This is a genomic window from Enterobacter sp. AG326 (genome assembly GCF_004362415.1).
Taxonomy (GTDB): Bacteria; Pseudomonadota; Gammaproteobacteria; order Enterobacterales; family Enterobacteriaceae; genus Enterobacter; species Enterobacter asburiae.
Map to the genome: position 1 here is coordinate 290,190 of NZ_SNXG01000002.1, position 22,273 is coordinate 312,462.

21 protein-coding genes and 3 pseudogenes are annotated in these 22,273 nt (G+C 54.7%); 11 read left to right on the top strand and 13 right to left on the bottom strand.

All coding sequences use genetic code 11. The features are described 5' to 3' along the window. Positions 1–17: 17 nt before the first annotated feature. A complete protein-coding gene (locus DFO52_RS08370) occupies positions 18–554 on the bottom strand; it encodes a fimbrial protein (RefSeq protein WP_121931106.1) in 537 nt (178 codons plus the stop codon). Positions 555–820: 266 nt separating this feature from the next. On the opposite strand from DFO52_RS08370, the gene ybiB reads away from it, so the two are divergent. Next, positions 821–1,783 carry a DNA-binding protein YbiB gene (gene ybiB, locus DFO52_RS08375; protein WP_133550080.1) on the top strand — a complete coding sequence of 321 codons (963 nt, stop codon included), beginning with the start codon at positions 821–823 and terminating at the stop codon, positions 1,781–1,783. 117 nt (positions 1,784–1,900) lie between these two features. On the opposite strand, the gene ybiJ is transcribed toward ybiB, so the two are convergent. The 3 genes from ybiJ to mcbA form a co-directional block, all read right to left on the bottom strand. Further along, the gene (gene ybiJ, locus DFO52_RS08380) at positions 1,901–2,161 is read right to left on the bottom strand and encodes a DUF1471 family protein YbiJ (RefSeq protein ID WP_023310874.1); all 261 of its coding nucleotides are present in this window, start codon (positions 2,159–2,161) and stop codon (positions 1,901–1,903) included. Between the two features lie 285 nt (positions 2,162–2,446). After that, positions 2,447–2,713 carry a DksA/TraR family C4-type zinc finger protein gene (locus DFO52_RS08385; RefSeq protein ID WP_033144995.1) on the bottom strand — a complete coding sequence of 89 codons (267 nt, stop codon included), beginning with the start codon at positions 2,711–2,713 and terminating at the stop codon, positions 2,447–2,449. Positions 2,714–2,835: 122 nt separating this feature from the next. Then, entirely contained in the window at positions 2,836–3,102 is a 267-nt protein-coding gene (gene mcbA / locus DFO52_RS08390; RefSeq protein WP_029739809.1) for a DUF1471 family periplasmic protein McbA, read from the bottom strand. Positions 3,103–3,345: 243 nt separating this feature from the next. On the opposite strand from mcbA, the gene rlmF reads away from it, so the two are divergent. Further along, positions 3,346–4,257, top strand: coding sequence for a 23S rRNA (adenine(1618)-N(6))-methyltransferase RlmF (rlmF, locus tag DFO52_RS08395; RefSeq protein ID WP_029739808.1), 912 nt, complete (start codon positions 3,346–3,348; stop codon positions 4,255–4,257). Positions 4,258–4,305: 48 nt separating this feature from the next. Here rlmF and ybiO read toward each other — a convergent pair whose 3' ends face one another. The 4 genes from ybiO to glnH all read right to left on the bottom strand — a co-directional run bounded on the left by ybiO (position 4,306) and on the right by glnH (position 8,851). After that, positions 4,306–6,519 (bottom strand): mechanosensitive channel protein, encoded by a 2,214-nt coding sequence (gene ybiO, locus DFO52_RS08400; protein ID WP_121931109.1) that lies wholly within the window; start codon positions 6,517–6,519, stop codon positions 4,306–4,308. A gap of 125 nt (positions 6,520–6,644) precedes the next feature. Further along, positions 6,645–7,367, bottom strand: coding sequence for a glutamine ABC transporter ATP-binding protein GlnQ (glnQ, locus tag DFO52_RS08405; protein ID WP_023310879.1), 723 nt, complete (start codon positions 7,365–7,367; stop codon positions 6,645–6,647). Next, positions 7,364–8,023 carry a glutamine ABC transporter permease GlnP gene (glnP, locus tag DFO52_RS08410; RefSeq protein ID WP_014169254.1) on the bottom strand — a complete coding sequence of 220 codons (660 nt, stop codon included), beginning with the start codon at positions 8,021–8,023 and terminating at the stop codon, positions 7,364–7,366. Before glnP ends, glnQ begins: the two co-directional genes overlap by 4 nt. An 84-nt stretch (positions 8,024–8,107) precedes the next feature. Then, on the bottom strand, positions 8,108–8,851 hold the full coding sequence (gene glnH / locus DFO52_RS08415; RefSeq protein WP_023310880.1) for a glutamine ABC transporter substrate-binding protein GlnH: 744 nt from the start codon (positions 8,849–8,851) through the stop codon (positions 8,108–8,110). 316 nt (positions 8,852–9,167) lie between these two features. Between glnH and DFO52_RS23280 the strand changes: the two are divergent. Further along, positions 9,168–9,334, top strand: a pseudogene (locus DFO52_RS23280) (IS4 family transposase); the annotation flags it as partial. A 126-nt stretch (positions 9,335–9,460) separates the two neighbouring features. Here the strand turns inward: DFO52_RS23280 and DFO52_RS08425 are convergent. Continuing rightward, positions 9,461–9,961: an SHOCT domain-containing protein gene (locus DFO52_RS08425; protein WP_029740617.1), complete on the bottom strand. Its 501-nt coding sequence runs from the start codon at positions 9,959–9,961 to the stop codon at positions 9,461–9,463. A gap of 326 nt (positions 9,962–10,287) precedes the next feature. Here DFO52_RS08425 and DFO52_RS08430 point away from each other — a divergent pair, with 326 nt between their 5' ends. After that, the gene (locus DFO52_RS08430) at positions 10,288–11,019 is read left to right on the top strand and encodes a hypothetical protein (protein WP_054830170.1); all 732 of its coding nucleotides are present in this window, start codon (positions 10,288–10,290) and stop codon (positions 11,017–11,019) included. Positions 11,020–11,219: 200 nt separating this feature from the next. Beyond that, positions 11,220–11,425: pseudogene (locus tag DFO52_RS23285) on the top strand (IS4 family transposase); the annotation flags it as partial. A 45-nt stretch (positions 11,426–11,470) separates the two neighbouring features. Here DFO52_RS23285 and dps read toward each other — a convergent pair. Both dps and rhtA read right to left on the bottom strand, forming a co-directional pair. Next, on the bottom strand, positions 11,471–11,974 hold the full coding sequence (gene dps, locus DFO52_RS08435; RefSeq protein WP_010428924.1) for a DNA starvation/stationary phase protection protein Dps: 504 nt from the start codon (positions 11,972–11,974) through the stop codon (positions 11,471–11,473). A gap of 299 nt (positions 11,975–12,273) precedes the next feature. Continuing rightward, positions 12,274–13,161 (bottom strand): threonine/homoserine exporter RhtA, encoded by an 888-nt coding sequence (gene rhtA, locus DFO52_RS08440; RefSeq protein WP_023334998.1) that lies wholly within the window; start codon positions 13,159–13,161, stop codon positions 12,274–12,276. Between the two features lie 354 nt (positions 13,162–13,515). Here rhtA and ompX point away from each other — a divergent pair, with 354 nt between their 5' ends. After that, positions 13,516–14,034 (top strand): outer membrane protein OmpX, encoded by a 519-nt coding sequence (gene ompX / locus DFO52_RS08445; RefSeq protein ID WP_023310884.1) that lies wholly within the window; start codon positions 13,516–13,518, stop codon positions 14,032–14,034. A 102-nt stretch (positions 14,035–14,136) separates the two neighbouring features. On the opposite strand, the gene DFO52_RS08450 is transcribed toward ompX, so the two are convergent. Together DFO52_RS08450 and mntS are read right to left on the bottom strand one after the other, a co-directional pair. Further along, positions 14,137–15,720, bottom strand: a complete 1,584-nt coding sequence (locus DFO52_RS08450) for a phosphoethanolamine transferase (RefSeq protein WP_133550084.1) — start codon at positions 15,718–15,720, stop codon at positions 14,137–14,139. A 283-nt stretch (positions 15,721–16,003) separates the two neighbouring features. Next, complete coding sequence (gene mntS / locus DFO52_RS08455; protein WP_014831181.1) at positions 16,004–16,132, bottom strand: manganase accumulation protein MntS; 129 nt, start codon at positions 16,130–16,132, stop codon at positions 16,004–16,006. A gap of 183 nt (positions 16,133–16,315) precedes the next feature. On the opposite strand from mntS, the gene mntR reads away from it, so the two are divergent. From mntR to DFO52_RS08480, 5 genes and pseudogenes are all read left to right on the top strand, one after another. Continuing rightward, a complete protein-coding gene (mntR, locus tag DFO52_RS08460; protein WP_029740613.1) occupies positions 16,316–16,789 on the top strand; it encodes a manganese-binding transcriptional regulator MntR in 474 nt (157 codons plus the stop codon). Then, a complete protein-coding gene (locus DFO52_RS08465) occupies positions 16,786–17,895 on the top strand; it encodes an anion transporter (RefSeq protein WP_048976792.1) in 1,110 nt (369 codons plus the stop codon). Before mntR ends, DFO52_RS08465 begins: the two co-directional genes overlap by 4 nt. 101 nt (positions 17,896–17,996) lie before the next feature. Further along, positions 17,997–19,091 carry an HlyD family secretion protein gene (locus DFO52_RS08470; protein WP_029740611.1) on the top strand — a complete coding sequence of 365 codons (1,095 nt, stop codon included), beginning with the start codon at positions 17,997–17,999 and terminating at the stop codon, positions 19,089–19,091. Then, entirely contained in the window at positions 19,088–20,659 is a 1,572-nt protein-coding gene (locus DFO52_RS08475) for a DHA2 family efflux MFS transporter permease subunit (RefSeq protein ID WP_133550086.1), read from the top strand. Before DFO52_RS08470 ends, DFO52_RS08475 begins: the two co-directional genes overlap by 4 nt. Further along, positions 20,659–22,182: pseudogene (locus DFO52_RS08480) on the top strand (efflux transporter outer membrane subunit). Before DFO52_RS08475 ends, DFO52_RS08480 begins: the two are co-directional and overlap by 1 nt. Positions 22,183–22,273 lie beyond the last annotated feature (91 nt).

Below are 22,273 nucleotides of genomic sequence, written 5' to 3' on the forward strand. Positions count from 1 at the left end.
TCTCCGTATTGATCGTATCAGTTATAAATAACTGTAAAAGTAGACGCTGAGTTAGCCTGGCCGGCAGTGATCGATTCCTGAGTCTGAATATAACGTGCGCCAAACTCCAGATGATTTACCGTCGTGCCAGCAGCTAAAGGATACTGCTTTGAAGGCGTATATAAACTGACTGGCTGGTCGGAAGAATCAACCAGCTGAATCGCCACGCCAGTTGCAGTCGCAGCACCCGGGGTCAAGGCCAGCGTGGTGTTATTATCCGCATCTGGCGTACCACCGAAATTGATGGCTGCAGACGTGACCGTTTCCGGGCAGTCTTTTAACTGAATATCAAATTTCGTTAAGGTGCTGGTAGAGCCTGCGCCAGTAAACGTTGTTTTGGAGACTTTGCCCAGCGCAACATTCAGCGGACTGCTTATGCCGTTAACCACCTGACAGGCGGAATCGATAATTTCACCTGTGAAGTTAATTTGCCCCTCACCGGTGGATGCCGCGAAAGAAGATGCAGAGCATCCCAAAGCGGCAGTAATGAATAAACCTAAAGTGACTTTTTTCATATTTAAACCTGTATGTTTCTCCTTTCGACCTTTGCATCCCGCATTATTCGAAGTTATGTCTCAACTACTCACCGCTGGCTATTTAATCAGAAAACTCAGGCAGGGAAAGGTCCCGCGCGGCTTACAAATAATTCAATTAATTCTTGCAAAATACTTTTTCTTATCAAAACAATTGATTATAAAAAACCGCAGGGTGGGCAAAAAAACTAACAGCGGCGTTATCATCAGGGCTATATTGTTGATAACCTGCTGTAAGGAGAAATGTCGTGGATTATCGTAAAATTATCAAAGAGGTAGGGCGTGGGAAAAATCATGCCCGCGATCTGGACCATGAAACCGCGCGTGCGCTTTATACCCGCATGCTGGAGGGCGACGTCCCCGACCTGGAGATGGGGGGCATTCTGATCGCGCTGCGTATCAAAGGCGAAGGTGAAGCGGAGATGCGCGGCTTCTATGATGCTATGCAGGCGCAAACGCTGCGCTTAACGCCGCCGGTGGCAAAACCGATGCCGATCGTGATCCCGAGCTACAACGGCGCGCGCAAGCAGGCAAACTTAACCCCGCTGCTCGCTATCCTGTTACACAAGCTGGGGTTCCCGGTGGTGGTGCACGGCGTCAGCGAAGATCCCACCCGCGTTCTGACGGAGACCATTTTCGGGATGCTGGGCATCGAGCCTACGCGTCATGCCGGCCAGGCGCAGGCGAAGCTGGATGGCCATCAGCCTGTTTATATCCCGGTCGGCACGCTCTGTCCGCCGCTGGAAAAGCAGCTCGATATGCGCTGGCGCATGGGGGTGCGCAACAGCGCGCACACGCTGGCGAAACTGGCTACGCCGTTTGGCGAAGATGCCGCCCTGCGTCTTTCCAGCGTTTCGCATCCGGAATACGTGGCGCGCGTGGGGCAGTTCTTTGAGGCTATTGGCGGAAGGGCGTTACTGATGCACGGCACGGAGGGTGAGGTTTATGCGAACCCGCAGCGCTGCCCGCAGGTGATGCTGATTGATTCTGCCGGAACGCGCGCCGTTCTGGAACGCGGGGAAGAGAATGCCGGTGTGATACTGCCTGAGGCAAAAGATCCCCATACTACAGCCCACTGGATTGAGCAGTGCCTTGCCGGAAATGTTCCTGTTCCGCATTCGATCAAGCTGCAGATGGCCTGCTGTTTGCTGGCAACCGGAGAAGTGGAATCCGTCCAGGCCGGGCTTGAACGCGTGGCGCAGGCGTTTTAGACAAAAAAAAAGCCCGTCCAGTGGTGGACGGGCAAGCAAGGGTAACAACAACAGGGTCAATGAGGGTGGAGCAGCTCACCAGAGGGTATGGCGAGGGTACAGCATTCGTTCAGTCGATTATTTGTAGATAACCGCGGTACCGCTCAGCTTGTTATTGCCGTTAGCGGAGGTAATGGTGTATCCGCTTGCACCGGCAGCAGCGGCTTTCTCAGCCAGTTTGGCTTCCAGGCCGTCCAGAGTGGTTGCGCCATCAGCACTTACCACACCGACTTTGTTCATGTTCTGTGCCTGAGTAGAAGAGACAGGCTCGACAGCGAAAGCGCCGAAAGACAGAGCGGACAGGGCAACAGCAGCTACAGCATATTTGATGGTTTTCATAATTAATCTCTCGCAGGTGTTTCTGTTAAGGGGACGATGTTCCGTCGATGTGATAAGTATCACGGTTTTTTGCGAGTGATAAAATCGAAGAGAATTGACGTGGTTGCTCAAAAAAATTGAATGACAAATAACTTATTGAATATTAATAAATTCAAAGCACCCCTTTACACTTCTTGCGGATGCGCTTTACAGAAGCGATACGAAGGGCACGTTTTGCTACGCGTCTGGCTAAAAACCGTGAGCGTAAAGGAATGCGCGCGCTCGGTTAGCTTTGGTAAAGCAAAGTCAACGTAACTGGCTGTCTTTCGAACCTCTGCGATTATATCCCGAGTGTGATGAATTTTTTGAATCTTTATGCTGCTGGCAGGTAATGCAAAGCCGTACGCCAGGAATGGCTTTTCGGCGCGCCTCCGGAATGGGTTCTCCGCATTCTTCGCATTCCGTTAAGCTTTCGCCGCGCGGAATTTCACCGCGGGCACGCGCAACCGCATCTTCAATTGTACTGTTGATCTGTTCGTTAACAGCGTCGTCATTTGCCCAGCCGGAAGCCATAGCGTCCTCCTGAAATTGGTTTAGGCCATACGTTTACTATGGGGTTAAAAAATGAACAATCAAGGCGAAGGGAGAAGAGAACTGCACCCGTTGGGCAGATGCAGTCTTGCGGAAGAGACAGGTTATTTATAAATGGTCGCAGTCCCGTACATATGGTCATCTCCGCCAGCGGAGTTCACTACGAATCCTTTTGCACCTTCCTGACGGGCTTTTTCGGCGAGCTTAGCCTGCAGATCGTCAAGGTTACTGGCACGGCTTACCGAAACGGTGCCTGCAGGACGTAGCTGGCTCGTATCGGTACTCTGGGTGAGTGACTGAACGGCCATGGCAGAGAAGGACGCGGTCGCCAGGGCGGCTGCGATAACAGCAAGGGTCAGGTACTTTTTCATAATCACATCCTCATGAGGAAACAACAGGTGATTCCCTTTAAGTTTAGAAGCCTGACGAGTGTGACTTAGCGCAAATATTTGATGATGATCTGCTTATTTTTTGAACGATGAAGATTGGCAATTCGCTGACGGATCATAGACATAAAGGTATTTGATTTATGGCGAGTTTTTGAGCGTCGCAGAGAAAGATTTACCGTTGGGCCAGCAAAGGGTATCTTACGCCGCTGTTTAAAGGAGAATGCCATGACTGCCCAAAAGCCGGGATTGCACCCGCGAAATCGCCACCGCAGCCGCTACGACATGAACGCGTTATGCCTGAGCTGCCCGCCGCTGCAGGACTATCTTGTTCAGACCCCAGCGGGTGAGCCCTCGGTCAACTTTGCTGACCCGCAGGCGGTTAAAATGCTGAACAAAGCCCTGCTGGCGCATTTTTACGGTGTGGCTCACTGGGATATTCCGGAAGGCTTTCTCTGTCCACCTGTGCCGGGCCGCGCTGACTACGTTCATCACCTTGCCGACCTTCTTGCCGAAGGCAATGAGGGTGTCGTTCCACAGCAGGCCACCATTCTGGATATTGGCACCGGGGCGAACCTGATTTACCCGCTGATCGGCGCGCATGAATATCAGTGGCGCTTTACCGGAAGCGAAATCGGTGACGAGGCCTTTGCCAGCGCCCAGGCGATTATCAGCGCTAACCCAGGATTAAGTCGCGCCATTCGCCTGCGTCGTCAGAAAGACGCGGCGTCGATCTTCAACGGCATTATTCACAAAAACGAAAGCTATGACGCCACGATGTGCAATCCGCCGTTCCATGATTCGGCGGCATCGGCCCGTGCGGGCAGCGAGCGCAAGCGCCGTAACCTGGGTCAGGCTGAGGACGCTGCGCTGAACTTCGGCGGACAGCAGCAGGAGCTCTGGTGTGAAGGGGGCGAAGTGGCGTTTATCCTGCGCATGATTGCGGAAAGCAAACAGTTTGGCCGTCAGGTGAAGTGGTTCACGACGCTGGTTTCCCGCGGGGATAACCTGCCGCCGCTCTACCGCGCGCTGACCGAAGCGGGCGCCGTAAAAGTGGTGAAAAAAGAGATGGCGCAGGGCCAGAAACAGAGCCGCTTTATCGCCTGGACGTTTATGGACAACAACAAACGTCGCAAATAGCACTCCGTCGTAGGCCGGGTAAGGCGAAGCCGCCACCCGGCAACCAGGTTACAGCGTCGGCTCCTGCGGAGGGAGCGGCGATGCGGGCGGCGGCAATACCTGATAGGTCTGCACGGGCATCCGCACGTTCGCCAGATCAAAGTGTTTCTTCACCATGCTGTCGAGGGCAAAGCGCACCGTCCACTGCTTCAGCGGCTGGGTGGTGAACGACACGCGCAGGGTAAACGCCGTGTTCGTCAGCCCGACGATGCCGGCAAATGACGGCTCTCCGATCACCAGCCCGCGAATATCCTCCATCTCCATCAGTTCTTCTACCGCATCGCGCAGCGCCTGCTTCGCTTTATCTGCATCCTCGTGGCGATCCACATCGTAGTTCGCCACAACGGAACCAATCCCGCGCACAAAGTTGGCGAAGGTGGTAATCGAAGACCAGGGAATGATGTGGTACGCCCCGGTGTCCTGACGCACGCCAACCGAACGGATGGACATCCTCTCCACGGTGCCGGTTAAAGGCCCGATGGTCACCAGATCGCCCGTGTTCATCCCGTTCTCAAACTGAATAAAGATGCCGGTAATAATATCCTTCACCAGCGTTTGCGAACCGAAGGAGATGGCCAGCCCCAGGGCACCGGCACCCGCCAGCAGCGGGGCGATATTCACGCCGATTTCCGACAGCACGATCATGATGGTGATGGTGCTGATAATCACCGCCAGCGCGTTGCGGAACAGGGTTAACAGCGTTCTTGCCCGCGCGCTGGGCAGGGGCCTGCCGTGAATATCTGAGACCAGGCGGTTCTCAATAAGGCTCGCCAGCAGCGTCCAGCCGACGGCGGAGAAGAACAAAATCAGCGCGATGCGAATCAGGATATCGACCGTTTTTTCACCCGCACCGTTGTGCAGCCAGTTCCAGAAATCAAACAGGCTCCAGGCATTCAGAAGCAGCATAATCGCCACGCAGACGGTGAGAATGCGCGCCACTTTGAGCGATACCGACATCCAGCCGTTTACCCGCTTTTGCAGTTCCGGGTAATTACGCTGCACCTGCGGCGACAGGGTGATGGTTTTCGAGATCCAGCGCGACAGCAGCCCCGACACAAAGGCCGCGATGCCGATAATGGCCAGGCTTTTGAACGTCGCCCCCATCATAAATTTCAGGCTATTGCCCGGGTCAAACAGCGAGAAGAAGCACAGTACGATGAAGTAAGCGCTTGCCAGCCAGTGCCACACCAGGGCGAACGCGCGAATAAAGAGGCTAAAGAACGACAGGGAGCGATCGGCCAGATTCAGCAGGCTTTGGGTAATGGTTTTTTTATTGTGGAAGATAAGGTACAGCGACCAGACGGTAATGCAGATCATGATCAGCACGTTTGCCAGCGCCCCGAACTGGACGTTCACCTGGTTGGAGATGATCGGCACGGCAACCAGCAGGCCGTAGCCAATCAGCCCGCTGAGCACGCTCAGGCGCAGCGCCCAGTACTTCGCGCTCGCATCCCGAATGGAGAAGGGACGCAGCTCCGGCACGTGCGGACAAAAGAGTAACCTCAGCAGCGCCTTGAAGAACTCAATCAGGGCAAAGGCATTCAGGAAAAGCGACTGCTGGAAGGCGATGGTTTTGTTGCCTGCATTCAGCCTGTCGGCCAGCATCTGGCCTAAAAACAGCGTCAACGCCAGCAGCAGTAAATCGATGATAAACGCTGAGGCTATCATCAACGGCAGGTGCAGCCAGCTGCTTTTCTGCTGATTCTTCCTGCGTCCCCATTGCCCCATTTTGCGGTACAGCGGCCACGCGCACAGGCGCACCAGCCAGTAAAAAAAGAATACTGCACCCGCCAGCATCAGGAACTGCGTGGCGGCGGCGGTGAACGTTTGCGGGTTAAATGCCTTATGCGGTGAGCCAATCAGGTTGCGGTAAAGCTGAGCGAAGCGTGAGGAGAGCGCTTCCCCATAGTGGCGGCTCACGTCGGTGACGTTTTCCAGCACCGTTTTTTGCTCCTCAACCTGCGGAGGGGTGAGGGTTGGCACCGACTCCTGCGGCGGCGTGGCGGCGGCTTTGCGCAGCTGACCAATGAGCTCCTGTCGGGAAGTGTCGTTTTCAAGGACGTCGGCAAGCGCACCGTAGGCGGCTTTTTTCTGTTCAACATCGGGTTCCGGAGGCGGCGTACTTTGCTGGGTAGCGGTGTTTCCGGTGGTCACTCCGGGGATCGCGACGGCGAACGATGGCGCACTAAACAGGCTTATCAACAGCAACAGGATCCACGGCACGGCGTCCTCCGGTGAAAATGTCGAACAAAATGATAAGTATAGAAGTCGGGGCGCGGCGGGGGATTTTTGGGAACAATCTGGCGTAAAAAAGCCGGGCAAGCCCGGCTTACGTTTGAAGCGAACGATCAGGAGACGTGCTGCAGGAACTCCTGCAAACGCTGGCTCGGCGGGTTCGCGATCAGCTCCTGCGGGTTACCGTCTTCCGCGATGCGGCCTTTATCAATAAAGATCAGGCGGGACGCCACTTTTTCAGCAAAGCCGATTTCGTGGGTCACGATAACCATCGTCATCCCTTCTTCCGCCAGATCCTGCATGACCTTCAGCACCTCGTGACGCAGCTCCGGGTCGAGTGCGGACGTCGGCTCATCAAACAGCATCATTTTCGGTTTGACCGCCAGGGCGCGGGCAATCGCCACACGCTGCTGTTGACCACCGGACAGCTCGGAAGGGTAGTGGTGCGCACGTTCTGCCAGGCCGACTTTCGCCAGCAGATCTTTTGCCAGCGCTTCCGCCGCCGCTTTGCTGGCACCGCGCACGCGCAGTGGGCCAAACATCACGTTTTCCAGCGCCGTCAGGTGCGGGAACAGGTAGAACTGCTGGAACACCATGCCCGCTTCCTGACGAATCAGACGGTCGTCCACTTTTGGGTCGTTTACCTTCAGGCCGTCGACGATCAGATCGCCGCTGGTGATCTCTTCCAGCTTGTTGATGCAGCGCAGCAGGGTGGATTTACCGGAGCCGGATGGCCCAATAATCACCACCACTTCACCCTGCTTAATGTTCAGATCGATATTGTGCAGCACCTGGGTTGGGCCAAAGTGCTTGGAAACGTTTTTAAATTCAATCACAGGATTTTCATCCTTCTTTCAAGACGACGCAGAACGAAGCTCAGAACCAGAGTAATGATCAGGTAGACAACGGCTACCGCACTCCAGATTTCCAGCGCGCGGAAGTTGCCAGCAATGATCTCCTGCCCCTGACGGGTCAGCTCTGCCACGCCGATAACAATGAACAGCGAGGTATCTTTAATGCTGATGATCCACTGGTTACCGAGCGGCGGCAGCATGCGACGCAGCGCCAGCGGCAGAATAACGTGGCGGATCGTTTCGCGACGAGAAAGACCTAGCGCCAGACCGGCTTCACTGAAACCTTTATGAATCGACAGCACCGCACCGCGGGTGATTTCCGCAATGTAGGCGCCTGAGTTGATCATAATGGTGACGACGGCCGCGCTGAACGGGTCGATGCGCAGGTCGGTGAACGCCATAGGCAGGGCGAAGTAGATGAACATGACCTGCACGACAATTGGGGTGCCGCGGATCACTTCGATGAAAACCAGTGCGATGTGGTTTGCGATCCAGCCGCCGTAGGTGCGGGCGAAACCGGCGACAAGACCGATAATCAACCCACCAACCAGACCCAGGACCGAAATCCAGAGGGTCATTTTAGCGCCTTCAAGCAAGATAGGAATGGCAGGCCAGATGGCGCTCCAGTCAAACTGCATGATAATTTCCTGTTACTGTTACCGTGTTTCAAAAATAGCAGGGGCGAAAGGTCGCCCCCGAGTGAACGTCATTTTTACGTCTTATTATTTAGGCTCGGTACCGAACCATTTTTTGTAGATTTCGTTATAGGTGCCGTTCTCTTTCAGCGTTTTCAGCGCGCCGTTAACTTTCGTGCGCAGGTCGTCGCTGCCTTTCGGGAATGCGATACCGTACTGCTGCGCTTCCAGAGACTCGCCAACGGCTTTGAACTTGCCATTACCGGCTGTCTTGATGAAGTACAGGATGTTAGGCGTGTCGTGCAGAACAGCGTCAGCACGGTTGGTGCCGAGTTCCATGTACGCGTTGTCGATGTTAGGGAACTGACGCAGGTCTTTGGTTTTGATATTTGCTTTCGCGTAATCAACAGAACCGGTGCCGCTCTTCACTGCCACCACTTTGCCGTCGAGATCTTTCACGCTTTTTACGTCGTTATTATCGGCTTTGACCATGACCAGCAGGCCGCTTTTATAGTAGCCGTCAGAGAAGTCGATCGCTTTTTTACGTTCATCGGTAATGGTGATGCCTGCCAGTGCCAGATCAACGTTTTTGGTTTGCAGGGCCGGGATGATGCCGCTGAAGTCCATAGGCTTCAGGGTGTAATCCAGCTTGAGTTCTTTTGCGACAGCGGCCCACAGATCCACATCAAAACCAACGTATTTATCACCCTGTTTGAATTCAAACGGAACGAACGCCGTATCGGTCGCCACAACCAGTTTGTCGGCAGCCTGAGAAGACACTGCAAAAGCCAGGGTAAGTGCAGCCAGTGAAACTTTTAATACAGACTTCATAGCATTTCCTTTTATATCCACGGGGCGATCCCCTGCGAGAACAGGTGGCACAATGAAAGAATCGTGCCAACTTTACAAGCTCTTGTTTTGCAAAGGGGATGATGTCATGCATTGCACAATTAATGGGGCAATGAGGCTTTGTTGCACCAAACTGGAGCACCGTTTTGGTGCGCTTCGTTTGGCACAACTGACGGGGAGATATTTAGCGTAAATTCTGACGAAAAAACAATCTTCCGTTAACGGTTGTGTGAGGTGATTATTACATTTCGTTCACTTTTGCAGGTGTGCAGGCAAAAACTGTGCACCATAGATGTGCAAAACCCTCACCAATGGCACAGGTGACAGGCAGCTGAAATTGAAAGTGTCAAAACAGGCACTGAAAGAGAAACCTTCACTGCCAGAGTACTGATATGTCCGAGGGATATCTTGTGAGGTGCACGGTGTGGAGAAAATGGTGCTGACATCGCTCCCGCGGACCGCTATTACGGCGTGAGGCAACAAACGCCCCCGACCAGCAAGGCCGAGGGCGATTAAGATAGCAAAAACCGTTCTACGGTGAATTGGCTGCGGAATCCAATAATTTCCCCTGTTAACCCGGAGGGAGGAACGTTAAATCAGCTCCATTAATTTGCTTTTTTTGGCCTGGAATTCTTCTTCCGAAATGATCCCGCTCTCTTTGAGTTCGGAAAGCTTTTTGAGCTGCTCATAGGGATCCTGGTGGGTCATAGCCGGTTCGGCTATTGGTGTTTCCGTCTTCACTCCGCGGCCAGCTTCAATCGCCTCAATCAGGGCGAGTTCTGCATCCTTGCTGAACATCTTAAATTCCAGATCGTCGTGGGAAGTATGGATCCGAATGACCCGGTGACCCAGCGTGGACTTGCGTTCAATCGACGTAATGGATTTTAACGGGATAGTCTCAATCACCTCGCCGAGAAAACCTTTACGGTAGAATGCCACTCGCTGGCCCGTAACGATCAGTACACCGTTGTGCTGTTTGTCCTTACCCTGTCCCATCACTTTGCCGATATAGCCTTCTCCCCACTGCAGAACGGCTTCACCAGGATTGAGATGGTTTGCTTCGAATTTGCTGACGTGTTTATTTTCTTTCATCAAAAAACTCCCTTTAAGAAGACCGATGCATTTGGCCTGCATCGGATTGAAGTCACTGCAAAATGAATCATCTATCATATTGCATACCCGGGATAACTGCACTTCTTGAAAGGCGATTGTGTACACGGTATTTACAGGATGATCTGCTTCAGACGCGGAGAGGTCAGCGAGCGGATGCGAAGAAAGAATCCTGCCGGCAGAATGAAGACGACCGCCACGTCTCTTCCGGTGCTGGCGCATAAGAGTGAATTACTCCCTAATTAGATCTTATTTTCTGATAATATGGCATTGTTTTTTAATGGATATATACAGTCAAAAGGATAACGATGAGCACTTTTCTTTCTTTAATCGCATTTATTTTGTTTGTGGCCTTTATTATTGGCCTGATTAAACCCTCGCTTGTCAAAATGCCCGGTCGTAAGCAATCCAGTGCCGTTTATCTGGGCGGTTTTCTGGGCCTCTGCGTAATCAATGCCATCCTGCTACCGGCCGACCGCAGTCCGGCCGTCGTGAAAAAACAGGATCAGCCGCAAAATGCGGATGTCTCCCCGCCGCCTTTCAAATATGCCGATAAAACCCTTACCGAGTATCGTAGGGAGCGTAAGGATACGCGACACAAGATTGTGGCTGCTTATATGGCATATCGTCAGGTGCCCGTCGCGTCAGAAGAGGGGTTTTATGCCTGCGTGAGCCAGAACAGCTACACCACGCAGGGTGATACACCGTTTGGCGTGATAGCGAACTGGTGTGTCACTGAATACCGTTCCAGTCCTGAGATGCTGGCAAAACGCATCAACTTCGATACATTCCAGGATAATTTTAGCGGTTGGAACGGGGCTTATCGTCCGTTAGAGGCCATGATCAAAGCCGACATGCATGATGATTCTTCCTACAAACACCTCTCCACACGGTATCATCTGGTTCTGACCGACGATCCGCATGCCATGATAGATACCACATTCCGTGGCACCAACGCCTTTGGTGGCGTAGTCAAAGAGACTGTCTCTGCGCGGGTAGATCTGCGAACCGGGAATGTTATTTCGATCGTTGAACAGTAAGGGCAGCAAGCTTCCTCGTCTGTTCGGGCGCGTGAAGGGCCAACAGCGAGGCTGCTTTTTTAACATTCATTGAAAATATGATTTTTATCATATGTCTTGCTCTCTTTTTTCGCCGAAAAATTAAGCATTAGCGTTTGGCGGCAGAGCGATTATGCGCTCTGCCGTTTTTTTATCCTCGACCCGACGTTAACACCTTGCTCAAGATCGCGTACTTGCTTATAGCGACGGACAGGCTAGTGCTGGAAATAGAGCGTCACCAGGAACCATCTCGAAAAAGCAGGAACATCTGCGTGGAAATCTGGAAGCGTTGTTCATAATAAAACGCCCCCGACCATGAAGGCCGCGGGCGGTTAAGATATCAAAAACCCTTTATTCAGTGAAACACAGTGCGGCTCCGCTTATGTGAACGGCATCGCGTCATGGCGAGGGTTTAATAGAGCAATTATATGAATTACTCGATGTTAGATTCGATAAACCACAGGAACTGATCCAGGTCGCGGGACGCGGCGGTGAAAATATCTGCGGTATCTTCGTCTTTGGCTTCGCCAATCGCTTTGCGCACGTCATTGGCCACAATCGCGTAGCGGTCCGCCAGCTCTTTCAGGTGATCCTGAACGGTATGGATATCCAGCGGATAACTCTTCAGTGGCGTTTTGCTGTTGATCACCTGCGTGGTGCCAAGCGCCACGCCGCCCAGCTGAACGGCACGTTCAGCCATCGTATCGAGGTGGGTAACCAGTGCTGTGCGGAAGCCATCCAGCATTTCATGAACGGCAATAAAGTTTGCACCGCGCATATTCCAGTGGGCCTGTTTGGTGATCAGCGAAAGATCGATGAACTGGATCACCTGGCGATTCAGCAACTCAATGGTCGCCTTTTTGTCGCTATCCGATACATCGTTACGGGTATAAAGCAGATTAGACGCTTTCGTTTTCACCAGTTTAGCGGTACTCATAATCTCATATCCTCTTGATGTTTATGTCCCAGGTAATTACGGAACTAAGTATAGCACCGGATTTTTTGCCTGCGGTTTGGCTGTGCCTATCGGTTTAATAGCGAGAAGGCGATTGAGATTTTAACTTATTGAAATTAATATATAATTTTTAAATTGATACAGATCAATCTTAATTGCTGGATGGGGATGTAAACGCAGAGGGATATTTCGAAAATAGCGCAAAGTGTGTAAGAAATTATAACGTCTGTCTTTCTGGCCTTTATTCTGCATGGCGTGGAAGCCATGCAGAATATATGGCCTTAGCTGATATCCACTTTCTCAACTTTAGGTTCCGGGCGCATGGTGAGCGTCGAGCCCATTGATGCCGCGATAATCGAGCAGAGCGCCAGCGTCTGGGTCAACGTGAGGGTTTCGCCGAGAAACACCATTCCGGAAATGGCGGCTAGCGCAGGCTCCATGCTCATCAGCGTGCCAAATATGCGCGTCGGCAGACGCGTAAGGGCAATCATCTCCAGAGAGTAGGGGAGTGCGGTAGAGAGAATCGCGACCGCCAGTCCTATGGGCATGACCGACCATTGCCAGATAGATTCGGTTGCCTGCGCCATGCCGATGGGCACAAAGACGATAGCAGCGATCAGTGACCCCAACGCGACGGTCGCCGGACCGTGCTCTTCTCCTGCACGCTGTCCCGTGAGTATATAGACCGCCCAGCAGGCACCAGCACCCAGCGCCAGGGCTGCGCCCGTCAGATCAATCTCAGCGACGCTCTGGCCCAGCGGCAGCAGGAACCATAAGCCCAGAACGGCTAACACGACCCAGATAAAATCGACCGGACGTCGCGAGGAGAAAAGCGCCACCGCCAGCGGGCCGGTAAACTCCAGCGCGACGGCGATCCCCAGCGGTATCGTCTGAATAGAGAGGTAGAACAGATAGTTCATTGCCCCGAGGGAAAGTCCATAAAATAGCAGGGGTAAACGCTGCTCCTTTTTGAAGCGCAGACGCCAGGGTTTGAAAATGACCACCAGTATCGCCGTGCCCAGCACGATACGCAGGGCAGTCACCCCAGGCGCACCGACCAGCGGAAAAAGTGATTTTGCAAGCGAAGCACCGCTTTGAATGGACAACATGGCAATGAGTATGACTGCGACCGGCAACCAGACCGACGACGTGCGGGATAACCCAGGCATCCTTTCTCCTGTCAGCTTATGTCAAATGAGGTAAAGGTTGCAGTGTAAAGGAAATAAGCGGCAACGGTTGAGGCGCTGTTGAAAAAAAACTGCGTTAAATCCGTAAAATGATTAAGCGCTGGTGGATTTATCGCCTGATAGATTAGGAATAATCTGGATGAATGTAACGGCGCTTGCGCGCAATATTCGCATTTAGTAGTGAAAATTGCATGTGATTTGAAAGAGATAGCTGATGCTGGAAACGTTCTGTTACAGGAAAGGTTTCATTAGACATCACGAATCACAAAGAGTTTCGCAAATTTTTTTGATATATTTAAAACTTACGGACTTACTTGAAGCACATTTGAGGTGGTTATGAAAAAAATTGCATGTCTTTCAGCACTGGCCGCTGTACTGGCTGTTTCCGCAGGTACCGCTGTAGCTGCTACTTCTACTGTTACTGGTGGTTACGCTCAGAGCGACTATCAGGGCGTGATGAACAAAGCTAACGGTTTCAACCTGAAGTATCGCTACGAGCAGGACAACAACCCACTGGGCGTGATCGGTTCTTTCACCTACACCGAGAAAGATCGTTCTGAAAACGGCGCATACAACAAAGGCCAGTACTACGGTATCACCGCTGGTCCAGCTTACCGTCTGAATGACTGGGCGAGCATCTACGGTGTTGTAGGTGTTGGCTACGGTAAATTCCAGCAGACTGAAAACCAGAGCGAAAGCCGCACTGCAAGCAACAGCGACTACGGTTTCTCCTATGGCGCAGGCCTGCAGTTCAACCCAATTCAGGACGTTGCTCTGGACTTCTCCTATGAGCAGAGCCGTATCCGCAACGTTGACGTTGGCACCTGGATCGCGGGCGTAGGTTACCGCTTCTAATCACTCCGGTGAGCTAATAAAAAATCCGCCCAATGTGGCGGATTTTTTTTTGTCTTTTTCCCTCTCCCCGTGGGAGAGGGTCAGGGTGAGGGCATCAGACCGCTACTTACTCTTAATATCGAAAATATCCGTACCCAGATGGTTGTAGTCAACTTTCTGTAACTTGAAGTTGGTAACGTACACTGGGGGAGCTTTCTTGTTAGAGACAAACGGGTAAGCCGTTTTTATCTGCTCGGCCTTAATCCCCGTCCACTGCGAGAAGAACTGCAGGAAATCATTTGCCGAACGGCGCGCTTTAATCACGCGATGCGTTTTATCATCACTCGACAGCACCATAAACGGCACCTGGAAGTTCTGCTGGAACTTGTCATCGTGCGCCAGGTACTGCACCTCTTTACCGCGCTCTTTAAACGCCAGCCCGTGATCCGAGAAATAGACCATGGAGAAGCTATCGCCCGTATTGCGTAGCTGATCGTACAGCTTGCTCAGCAGGTCGTCGGTTTGCGTCATAGTGTAGAGATAGCAAGACGTCTCTTTGGACTGCACGAACTCCGCGTACTTTCCACCGGTCCGATCGCAGGCCTGCGGGTGCGACCCCATCAGGTGCAGGACGATCAGCTGAGGCTGGGTGCGCGGCGTGGCGAACACCTGTGCCGTCATTTTCAACAGCGCTTCGTCTTTAGTATTTTTGTCGGCTTCAAAGTCGCCGTTCTTCAGGAACTGCACTTCGTCGGCACGTTTGGCGATACTGGCGATGGCCGTATCATATTCGCCAATTTGCCCCTGATTGGAGAACCACCAGGTCTGATAACCCGCGCGGTTTGCCAGGGTGACAAAATTATCCTGATACTGAGGTTTGCCGTCGACGACCCGGTTAAGCGTCAGGCCGAGCGATTTCTGCGTCGAGCCGCTGGCCGCGACATAATCGGTAAACAGCATGCCTTTGACCGAACTGGCAAACGGTGTGTTATCCCAGTGTCCGCCGAAGGCTCCCATTGCATCGCGACGTGCACTTTCCCCAATCACCACCACATAGGTGTGATACTTCGGCTTAACGGCCAGCACGTTCCAGGTGTCTTTCATATTGGAAAGCTCCGCCATGCGCGCCTGTTCGTCGAGAACCTCTTTATTATTGACAACGACGTCTTTCACGAAGCGAAAAACCGGATAGCCAATATTGGTGAGCCTGAGCTTACCGTCCCAGGGAATATTCTGGATGGGGGCGACAAACGCCACGGCAACGCTGAACACCAGACAGAGTATTTCGATCTTACCCCAGGATTTTTTCTCGCCCGGCTGACGGCGGATGGCGATAACGCCCAACGCGAAGATAAAGATCCCGACCACGTAGCTGTACCACGGGAAGATCGTCAGGATCTCCGTTGACTCTTCCATATTGGTCGAGTGCAGCGCCAGCAGGGTATTAAAGTTTGGCGCGCCGTAAGCCTGGCCAAACGGGAAATAGAGTGCAGCGACCAGCGAGCAGATCCCGATTAACGCTTTTTGCACGCGCGGTGCGGATCGCCACAGCACATGCAGAACGCAGGTGAACGCCACCGCGTAGAGCAGACTAAAGGGATAACCCAGCGCAAAGTTAATCAGTAATGACTGCAAAAAGTAAAAACCCGTCCACGGGCTTAAGGCCCGGCTGCGGGTCACAACGGTATCTATCAGGGTTACATTCATAGGTCACTATCATGGATGAAAACGCCATGTGCTCACCCTGGCGTCAAGGGTCATAACCTGCCTGACAGTGCGTGGAGAGGGAATGAGGGTCCGCTTCAGCGAGCCGCAAATTGTGCAGGGCTGCAAGAAGATAGTGCGAGCGCTAAATAATATCAACAGTTGCTAAGCAGATGTTTTGCGAAGGGGATTACAAATCCGTAAAAAAGATCGGGAATAAGGCGGCTGGAAGCCAGTTTACAGCGAGATTGTGACGGGAAAATGAAGCGGCGTACCGCAACGCCGCTTAGTGGGAAGGTTTGTCGTCCTGATGCGGTTTGTTGTTAAACATATCGCACAGCATGTTCAACAGCATTAAGCGCACTTTAAAGGGAGAGTGGGTAAACACGGTCATGCACCTCTTGAATTCGTTCATAAGACCTCCTGAGTTTTGATCCCTTCGATCCGTGAAGGGTGACTGCATTACATACAGATATAGCACAGGCTATATTGTATAGCTACGGCTATTTCGTTAATTTTTTGTGCTTGCGGAGCTATGGTTTACAATGTGCGCTCTCCAAACCGGGCGCTGGAAGCGTCACCCCACTGAGGAAGTACAATGAACCGTCGCGCAGGTCATCCGACAATAAGGAAAACGACGCAACTGGTGAATGTTGAAGAACATGTCGAAGGTTTTCGCCAGGTCCGTGAAGCGCACCGGCGTGAACTGATTGATGATTATGTTGAACTCATTTCCGATCTGATCCGTGAGGTTGGTGAAGCGCGCCAGGTCGATATGGCCGCCAGGCTGGGGGTTTCACAGCCAACTGTCGCTAAAATGTTAAAACGGCTGGCCTCCGTGGGCTTAATTGAAATGATCCCCTGGCGCGGTGTTTTTCTGACGCCGGAAGGGGAGAAACTCGCGCAGGAGAGCCGCGAGCGCCATCAGCTTGTCGAGAATTTTTTACTGGTGCTGGGCGTCAGCCCGGAGATCGCCCGCCGGGATGCGGAAGGAATGGAACACCACGTGAGCGAAGAGACGCTGGTGAAGTTTCGCGAATTTACCCTTAAATATGGTTCCTCCGCTGAATGAAAATCCCCGGACTGCAGGCCCTGGCACGCGATCGTTTCTTCCATCTCTTATTAATCATTGGCGCAGCGTTAAGCCTCTTTGTGCCGTTTGCGCCACATGCCTGGCCCGCCGCAATTGACTGGCGCACCATTATTACCCTGAGCGGCCTGATGATGCTCACCAAAGGGGTCGAGCTGAGCGGCTACTTTGACGTCCTTGGCCGTAAAATGGTGCGCCGCTTTGCCACCGAGCGCAGGCTGTCCCTGTTTATGGTGTTCTCCGCCGCGGTGCTGTCGACGTTTCTGACCAACGATGTGGCGCTGTTTATCATCGTGCCCCTCACGCTCACGCTGCGTAAGCTTTGCGAGATCCCGGTCAGCCGGCTGATCATCTTTGAAGCGCTAGCCGTCAATGCAGGCTCGCTTCTGACGCCAATTGGCAACCCGCAAAATATCCTTCTGTGGGGACGGTCCGGGCTGTCGTTCGCCGCCTTTACCTGGCAGATGGCCCCTCTGGCGCTGGTGATGATGCTGTCGCTGCTGGCGGTATGCTGGTTCGCGTTTCCGGATAAAAAGCTGCAGTACCACAGCGGCACAACCGGCCCGCAGTGGCAGCCGCGCCTGGTGTGGAGCTGTCTCGGGTTATACATCGTCTTTCTGTTCGCGCTGGAGCTGAAGTATGAGCTGGCGGGCGTCCTGCTCGTTGCTGCGGGGTTTGTCGTCCTGGCGCGTCGCGTGCTGGTGAGCGTGGACTGGACGCTGCTGCTGGTCTTTATGGCGATGTTTATTGATGTGCATCTCCTTATCCAGCTTCCGGTACTGCAGAACGTTCTGCACAGCGTCAGCACGCTGTCTCAGCCGGGACTGTGGCTGACGGCGATTGGCCTGTCGCAGTTTATCAGCAACGTACCGTCCACCATTCTCCTGCTCAACTATGTTCCGCCCGATACGCTTCTGGCCTGGGCGGTCAACATCGGCGGGTTTGGGCTGCTGCCCGGCTCGCTGGCAAACCTGATTGCCCTGCGCATGGCCAACGACCGTCGTATCTGGTGGCGTTTCCACGTCTGGTCGATTCCGATGCTGGTTTGGGCCGCGGCGATCGGTTTCGGAATATTCCTTCTCATATAGTGCGCAATTTGTCAGTTTTTCCTGGCAAACGTATAGCAACGTCCTAGCTTTAGTGAACGGCATAGTGTGATGCCGCTCACTGACAGGACCGTTGCTGAACTATGGCTGAAGATCAAAACCCGCCTGCTGACGAGCAGGACAAAAACAATAATGAGCGTAAGCGCCCGGGCAAGAAACCATTAATTATCCTCGGCATTGTCGTGGTGGTAATGGTGGTCGTGGCGCTGGTCTGGTGGTTTTTAACCCGTAACGAAGAGACGACCGACGACGCCTTTACCGATGGCGACGTGGTGACGATTGCCCCCAAAACGGCGGGCTACGTTACCGAGCTGCGCGTGCGCGATAACCAGCGCGTGAAAAAGGGCGATCTGCTGGTGGTTATCGATCCGCGGGACACCGCCGCGCAGCGCGATCAGGCTCAGGCCCAGCTTGGGCTGGCTATCGCGCAGCTGCATCAGGCCCAAGCGCAGCTGGCGCTTTCAAAAGTCCAGTATCCCGCCCAGCGTGACGAAGCCAAAGCGCAGGTGCTGAAAGCGCAGGCCGATCTGGCGAACGCGCAGGCAGAGTACCGTCGCCAGCGCGGCGTCGACCCGCGCGCGACCACCCAGCAAAGCATCGATTCCGCGAACGCTCAACTGCGTAGCGCACAGGCAGGGCTGGCCAGCGCTCAGGCGCAGCTGGAAGTGGCAGAGCAGGTTCAGCTGCAGATTCGCCAGCAGGAAACCAACGTCGAAGCGCGCGAGCGTCAGGTCGATCAGGCTAAAGCGCAGCTGGAAACGGCCAACCTTAATCTCTCCTATACCGAAGTCCGCGCCCCGTTCGACGGCGTTGTCACCAAGCGCAACGTGCAGCCCGGTACGCTGGTGCAGGCGGGAACGGCGCTGTTCTCGCTGGTTTCCCCGAACGTGTGGGTGGTCGCGAACTTTAAAGAGTCGCAGCTCGAGCGCATGAAGCCGGGCGACAAGGTCACCGTGTCCGTCGACGCGTGGCCGGATATGGAGCTTGAGGGGCACGTAGACAGTATCCAGCAGGGCAGCGGCTCGCGCTTCTCCGCCTTCCCGGCAGAAAATGCCACCGGTAACTTTGTCAAAATTGTGCAGCGCGTGCCGGTCAAAATCGTGATTGATAAGGGCCTGGATCCAAACAAACCGCTGCCGCTGGGGCTGTCGGTTGCACCGAAGGTGACGGTGGAATGACGGATCACAGCCACGACAGCTGGAAACCCGCCAGCAATCCGTGGGCGGTGGCGATTGTCGTCACCCTGGCGGTGTTTATGGAAATTCTGGACACTACCATCGTCAACGTGGCGCTCCCCCACGTGGCAGGCTCGCTCTCGTCCAGCTATGACGAATCGACCTGGGTGTTAACCAGCTATCTGGTCGCGAACGGTATCGTGCTGCCCATCTCGGCGTTTCTGAGCCGGGTGTTTGGCCGCAAGCAGTTCTTCCTGATTTGCATCGTCATGTTCACCGTCTGCTCGTTCCTGTGCGGGATTGCCACCGAGCTGTGGCAGATCATCCTGTTCCGCGTGATGCAGGGTTTCTTTGGCGGCGGGCTGCAGCCCACGCAGCAGTCGGTGCTGCTCGACTACTTCAAACCCGAAGACAGGGGCAAAGCGTTTGGTCTGTCCTCCATTGCGATTATCGTTGCGCCGGTGCTCGGCCCGACGCTGGGCGGCTGGATCACCGACAACTATTCCTGGCGCTGGGTGTTCTTTATTAACATTCCGGTGGGGATTGTGACGGTGCTGGCGATCTACCAGCTGCTGGAAGATCCGCCGTGGGAGAGTAAATCAAAAGAGAAGCTGACTATCGACTGGATGGGGATCGGCCTGATCGCGCTGGGGCTGGGCTGTCTGCAGGTGATGCTCGACCGGGGAGAAGATGAGGACTGGTTCTACTCGAACTTTATCCGCACCTTCGGCGTGTTGACTCTTGTCGGCATTATCGGCGCCATCTACTGGCTGGTTTATGCCAGAAAGCCGGTGGTGGATCTGCACTGCATGAAGGACCGCAACTTTGCCATCTCCAGCCTGCTGATGGCGGGGATGGCGATGATTTTATACGGCAGCTCGGTGGTGATCCCGCAGCTGGCGCAGCAGGACCTGGGCTACACCGCTACCTGGTCGGGGCTGGTGCTGTCGCCCGGCGCGGTGCTGATCGTGTTAACCATTCCGCTGGTGCTGAAGCTGATGCCGGTGGTGCAGACGCGCTGGATCATCGCCTTTGGCTTTACCTGTCTGGCGGTGTCGTTCTTCTGGTCGCGCACGCTGACGCCGGATATCGACTTCGAAACGCTGGTGCTGTTCCGCAGCGCCCAGTCGATAGGGCTGGGGTTCCTGTTTGTGCCGCTCACGACTATTGCGTTTATCTCGATACCGAGGCGGCTGAATGCCGATGCGGCGGCGCTGTTTACCATGTTCCGCAACGTAGCGGGCTCTATTGGCATATCCCTTTCGACGGCGGCCATCACCGAACGCGCGCAGGCGCACAGCGCGCATCTGGCGTACCACGCCTCGCCGCTTAACGAGCAGTTCCAGCAGGCGATACGCGAAAGCGCCCAGGCGATTCAGAACTTCACTACCCAGGTGGGCGACCCTACCGGCATCGCCACCGGACGCATGTACCAGACGATGATCGAGCAGTCGCGCTTCCTGGCCTACATCGACGTCTTCACCATTCTGAGCGCGGTGGCCTTGTTACTGATTCCGTTTTGTTTGTTGCTCTCGCCGGTTAAGAGCGAGGGGAGTGCAGGAGCACATTGATGATACACAGACGTTTACACCCCCTGATGATAATGATGCTGCTGGCGGGCTGCGCCGTCGGGCCGGACTACCAGCAGCCTGCGCCGCCCGCCGTTACGCACTGGAACGATAAGGGCGACAGCGCGGTGAAATCGCAAACCACCTCCGCCGCGACTAACCCGCGCTGGTGGAAGACCTTCGGCTCGCCGCAGCTCGACAGCCTGGTTGAGCGCGCCATCGCCGGAAACCTGACGCTGCAGCAGACGGTGCTGCGCATCGCCGGGGCGCGAGAGCAGATTAACCAGGCGGGCGGGGCGTTTTATCCGTCGGTGAACGGCAATCTGCAGGCGACGCGCCAGCAGCTTGGCCTGGAAGGAGAGCTGAAATCCCATGGCGTGTATGACTAGGTGGATAGTATCGATCCAAACCTGAAGGGCGCGCTGGGGCCGCTGACGCAGCCGATTAACCTCTACCAGGGCAGCTTCGACGCCCAGTGGGAAATCGACCTGTGGGGCAAGGTGCGTCGTCAGGTGGAAGCCGCCGAAGCGCAGCAGAAAGCCGCCATCGAGCAGCGTAACGACGCGCTGGTGTCGCTGGAGGCTGAAGTGGCGCGCGCGTGGCTCCAGCTGCGCGGGGCACAGAGCATTATCGCCACGCTGAACACCCAGATTAAAAGCGCGCAGCAAACGCTGGATCTCACCGAAAGCCGCCAGCGCGGCGGGCTGTCACCGCAGATGGATGTGGAAAACGCCCGGGCGCAGTTAGGCAACCTTGAGGCCCAGCTTCCGCAATATCAGGCGCAGGAGCGGCAGGCGATGAACGGCCTGGCGATCCTGCTCGGCAAGCCACCGGGGGCGCTGGATGCGGAATTGCAAAGCGTGCAGCCGATGCCGGCCCTGCCGGATATTGTGCAAACGGGCATTCCGTCCACGCTGGCGCGACGCCGTCCGGACGTGCGCGAAGCGGAGGCGAACCTCCACGCCGCGACGGCGCAAATCGGCGTCTCGGTGGCGGAGCTGTTCCCGAGCTTTACGCTCTCCGGGCAGTTTGGCCTGCGCAACAGCGAAACCAACTGGCTGACCGACTGGAGCAGCCACTTCTACAGCTTCGGCCCGCAGGTCTCTATTCCCATCTTCCAGGGCGGTCGACTGGTCTCCAGCGTGAAGGTGGCGCGCGCGCAGCAGGGGGCGGCGGTGCTGGACTATCGCCAGACGGTGCTGACTGCGCTCGGCGATGTGGAAAACGCGCTGGTGAGCTATCGCACCGACCAGCAACGTGAAGCGGGTCTCGCAAAAACGATCGACGCCCTGCAAAACGCCTTTGATTTAGCGAGCGATAGCTACCGGCAGGGGATCGCCAGCTTTATTGACGTGCTGGACGCCCAGCGTCAGCTGGCGCAGGCCCAGCAGCAGCGCGCACAGGCGCAGGTGCAGAGCGCGCTCGATCTGGTGGCGCTCTACAAGGCCCTCGGCGGCGGCTGGGAGCCGTATCAGCAGGTGCAGTTACCGAACTACAGCGTCTTTGGCGACGCCCCGCGCGGATAAATTAAGAGGATTGGGCAAGAAACGGACAGGAACACCACATTCGCGATGGCTGAGGGGCGGGTATAACTATCGGGTACCCAATCGACATGCG

What these genes read in the sequence shown, in the direction of transcription:
- DFO52_RS08370 (WP_121931106.1), bottom strand. Translation starts at nt 554, where the DNA reads ATGAAAAAAGTCACTTTAGGTTTATTCATTACTGCCGCTTTGGGATGC.
- ybiJ (WP_023310874.1), bottom strand. Translation starts at nt 2,161, where the DNA reads ATGAAAACCATCAAATATGCTGTAGCTGCTGTTGCCCTGTCCGCTCTG.
- DFO52_RS08385 (WP_033144995.1), bottom strand. Translation starts at nt 2,713, where the DNA reads ATGGCTTCCGGCTGGGCAAATGACGACGCTGTTAACGAACAGATCAAC.
- mcbA (WP_029739809.1), bottom strand. Translation starts at nt 3,102, where the DNA reads ATGAAAAAGTACCTGACCCTTGCTGTTATCGCAGCCGCCCTGGCGACC.
- rlmF (WP_029739808.1), top strand. Translation starts at nt 3,346, where the DNA reads ATGACTGCCCAAAAGCCGGGATTGCACCCGCGAAATCGCCACCGCAGC.
- glnP (WP_014169254.1), bottom strand. Translation starts at nt 8,023, where the DNA reads ATGCAGTTTGACTGGAGCGCCATCTGGCCTGCCATTCCTATCTTGCTT.
- glnH (WP_023310880.1), bottom strand. Translation starts at nt 8,851, where the DNA reads ATGAAGTCTGTATTAAAAGTTTCACTGGCTGCACTTACCCTGGCTTTT.
- DFO52_RS08425 (WP_029740617.1), bottom strand. Translation starts at nt 9,961, where the DNA reads ATGAAAGAAAATAAACACGTCAGCAAATTCGAAGCAAACCATCTCAAT.
- DFO52_RS08430 (WP_054830170.1), top strand. Translation starts at nt 10,288, where the DNA reads ATGAGCACTTTTCTTTCTTTAATCGCATTTATTTTGTTTGTGGCCTTT.
- dps (WP_010428924.1), bottom strand. Translation starts at nt 11,974, where the DNA reads ATGAGTACCGCTAAACTGGTGAAAACGAAAGCGTCTAATCTGCTTTAT.
- rhtA (WP_023334998.1), bottom strand. Translation starts at nt 13,161, where the DNA reads ATGCCTGGGTTATCCCGCACGTCGTCGGTCTGGTTGCCGGTCGCAGTC.
- ompX (WP_023310884.1), top strand. Translation starts at nt 13,516, where the DNA reads ATGAAAAAAATTGCATGTCTTTCAGCACTGGCCGCTGTACTGGCTGTT.
- DFO52_RS08450 (WP_133550084.1), bottom strand. Translation starts at nt 15,720, where the DNA reads ATGAATGTAACCCTGATAGATACCGTTGTGACCCGCAGCCGGGCCTTA.
- mntS (WP_014831181.1), bottom strand. Translation starts at nt 16,132, where the DNA reads ATGAACGAATTCAAGAGGTGCATGACCGTGTTTACCCACTCTCCCTTT.
- mntR (WP_029740613.1), top strand. Translation starts at nt 16,316, where the DNA reads ATGAACCGTCGCGCAGGTCATCCGACAATAAGGAAAACGACGCAACTG.
- DFO52_RS08465 (WP_048976792.1), top strand. Translation starts at nt 16,786, where the DNA reads ATGAAAATCCCCGGACTGCAGGCCCTGGCACGCGATCGTTTCTTCCAT.
- DFO52_RS08470 (WP_029740611.1), top strand. Translation starts at nt 17,997, where the DNA reads ATGGCTGAAGATCAAAACCCGCCTGCTGACGAGCAGGACAAAAACAAT.
- DFO52_RS08475 (WP_133550086.1), top strand. Translation starts at nt 19,088, where the DNA reads ATGACGGATCACAGCCACGACAGCTGGAAACCCGCCAGCAATCCGTGG.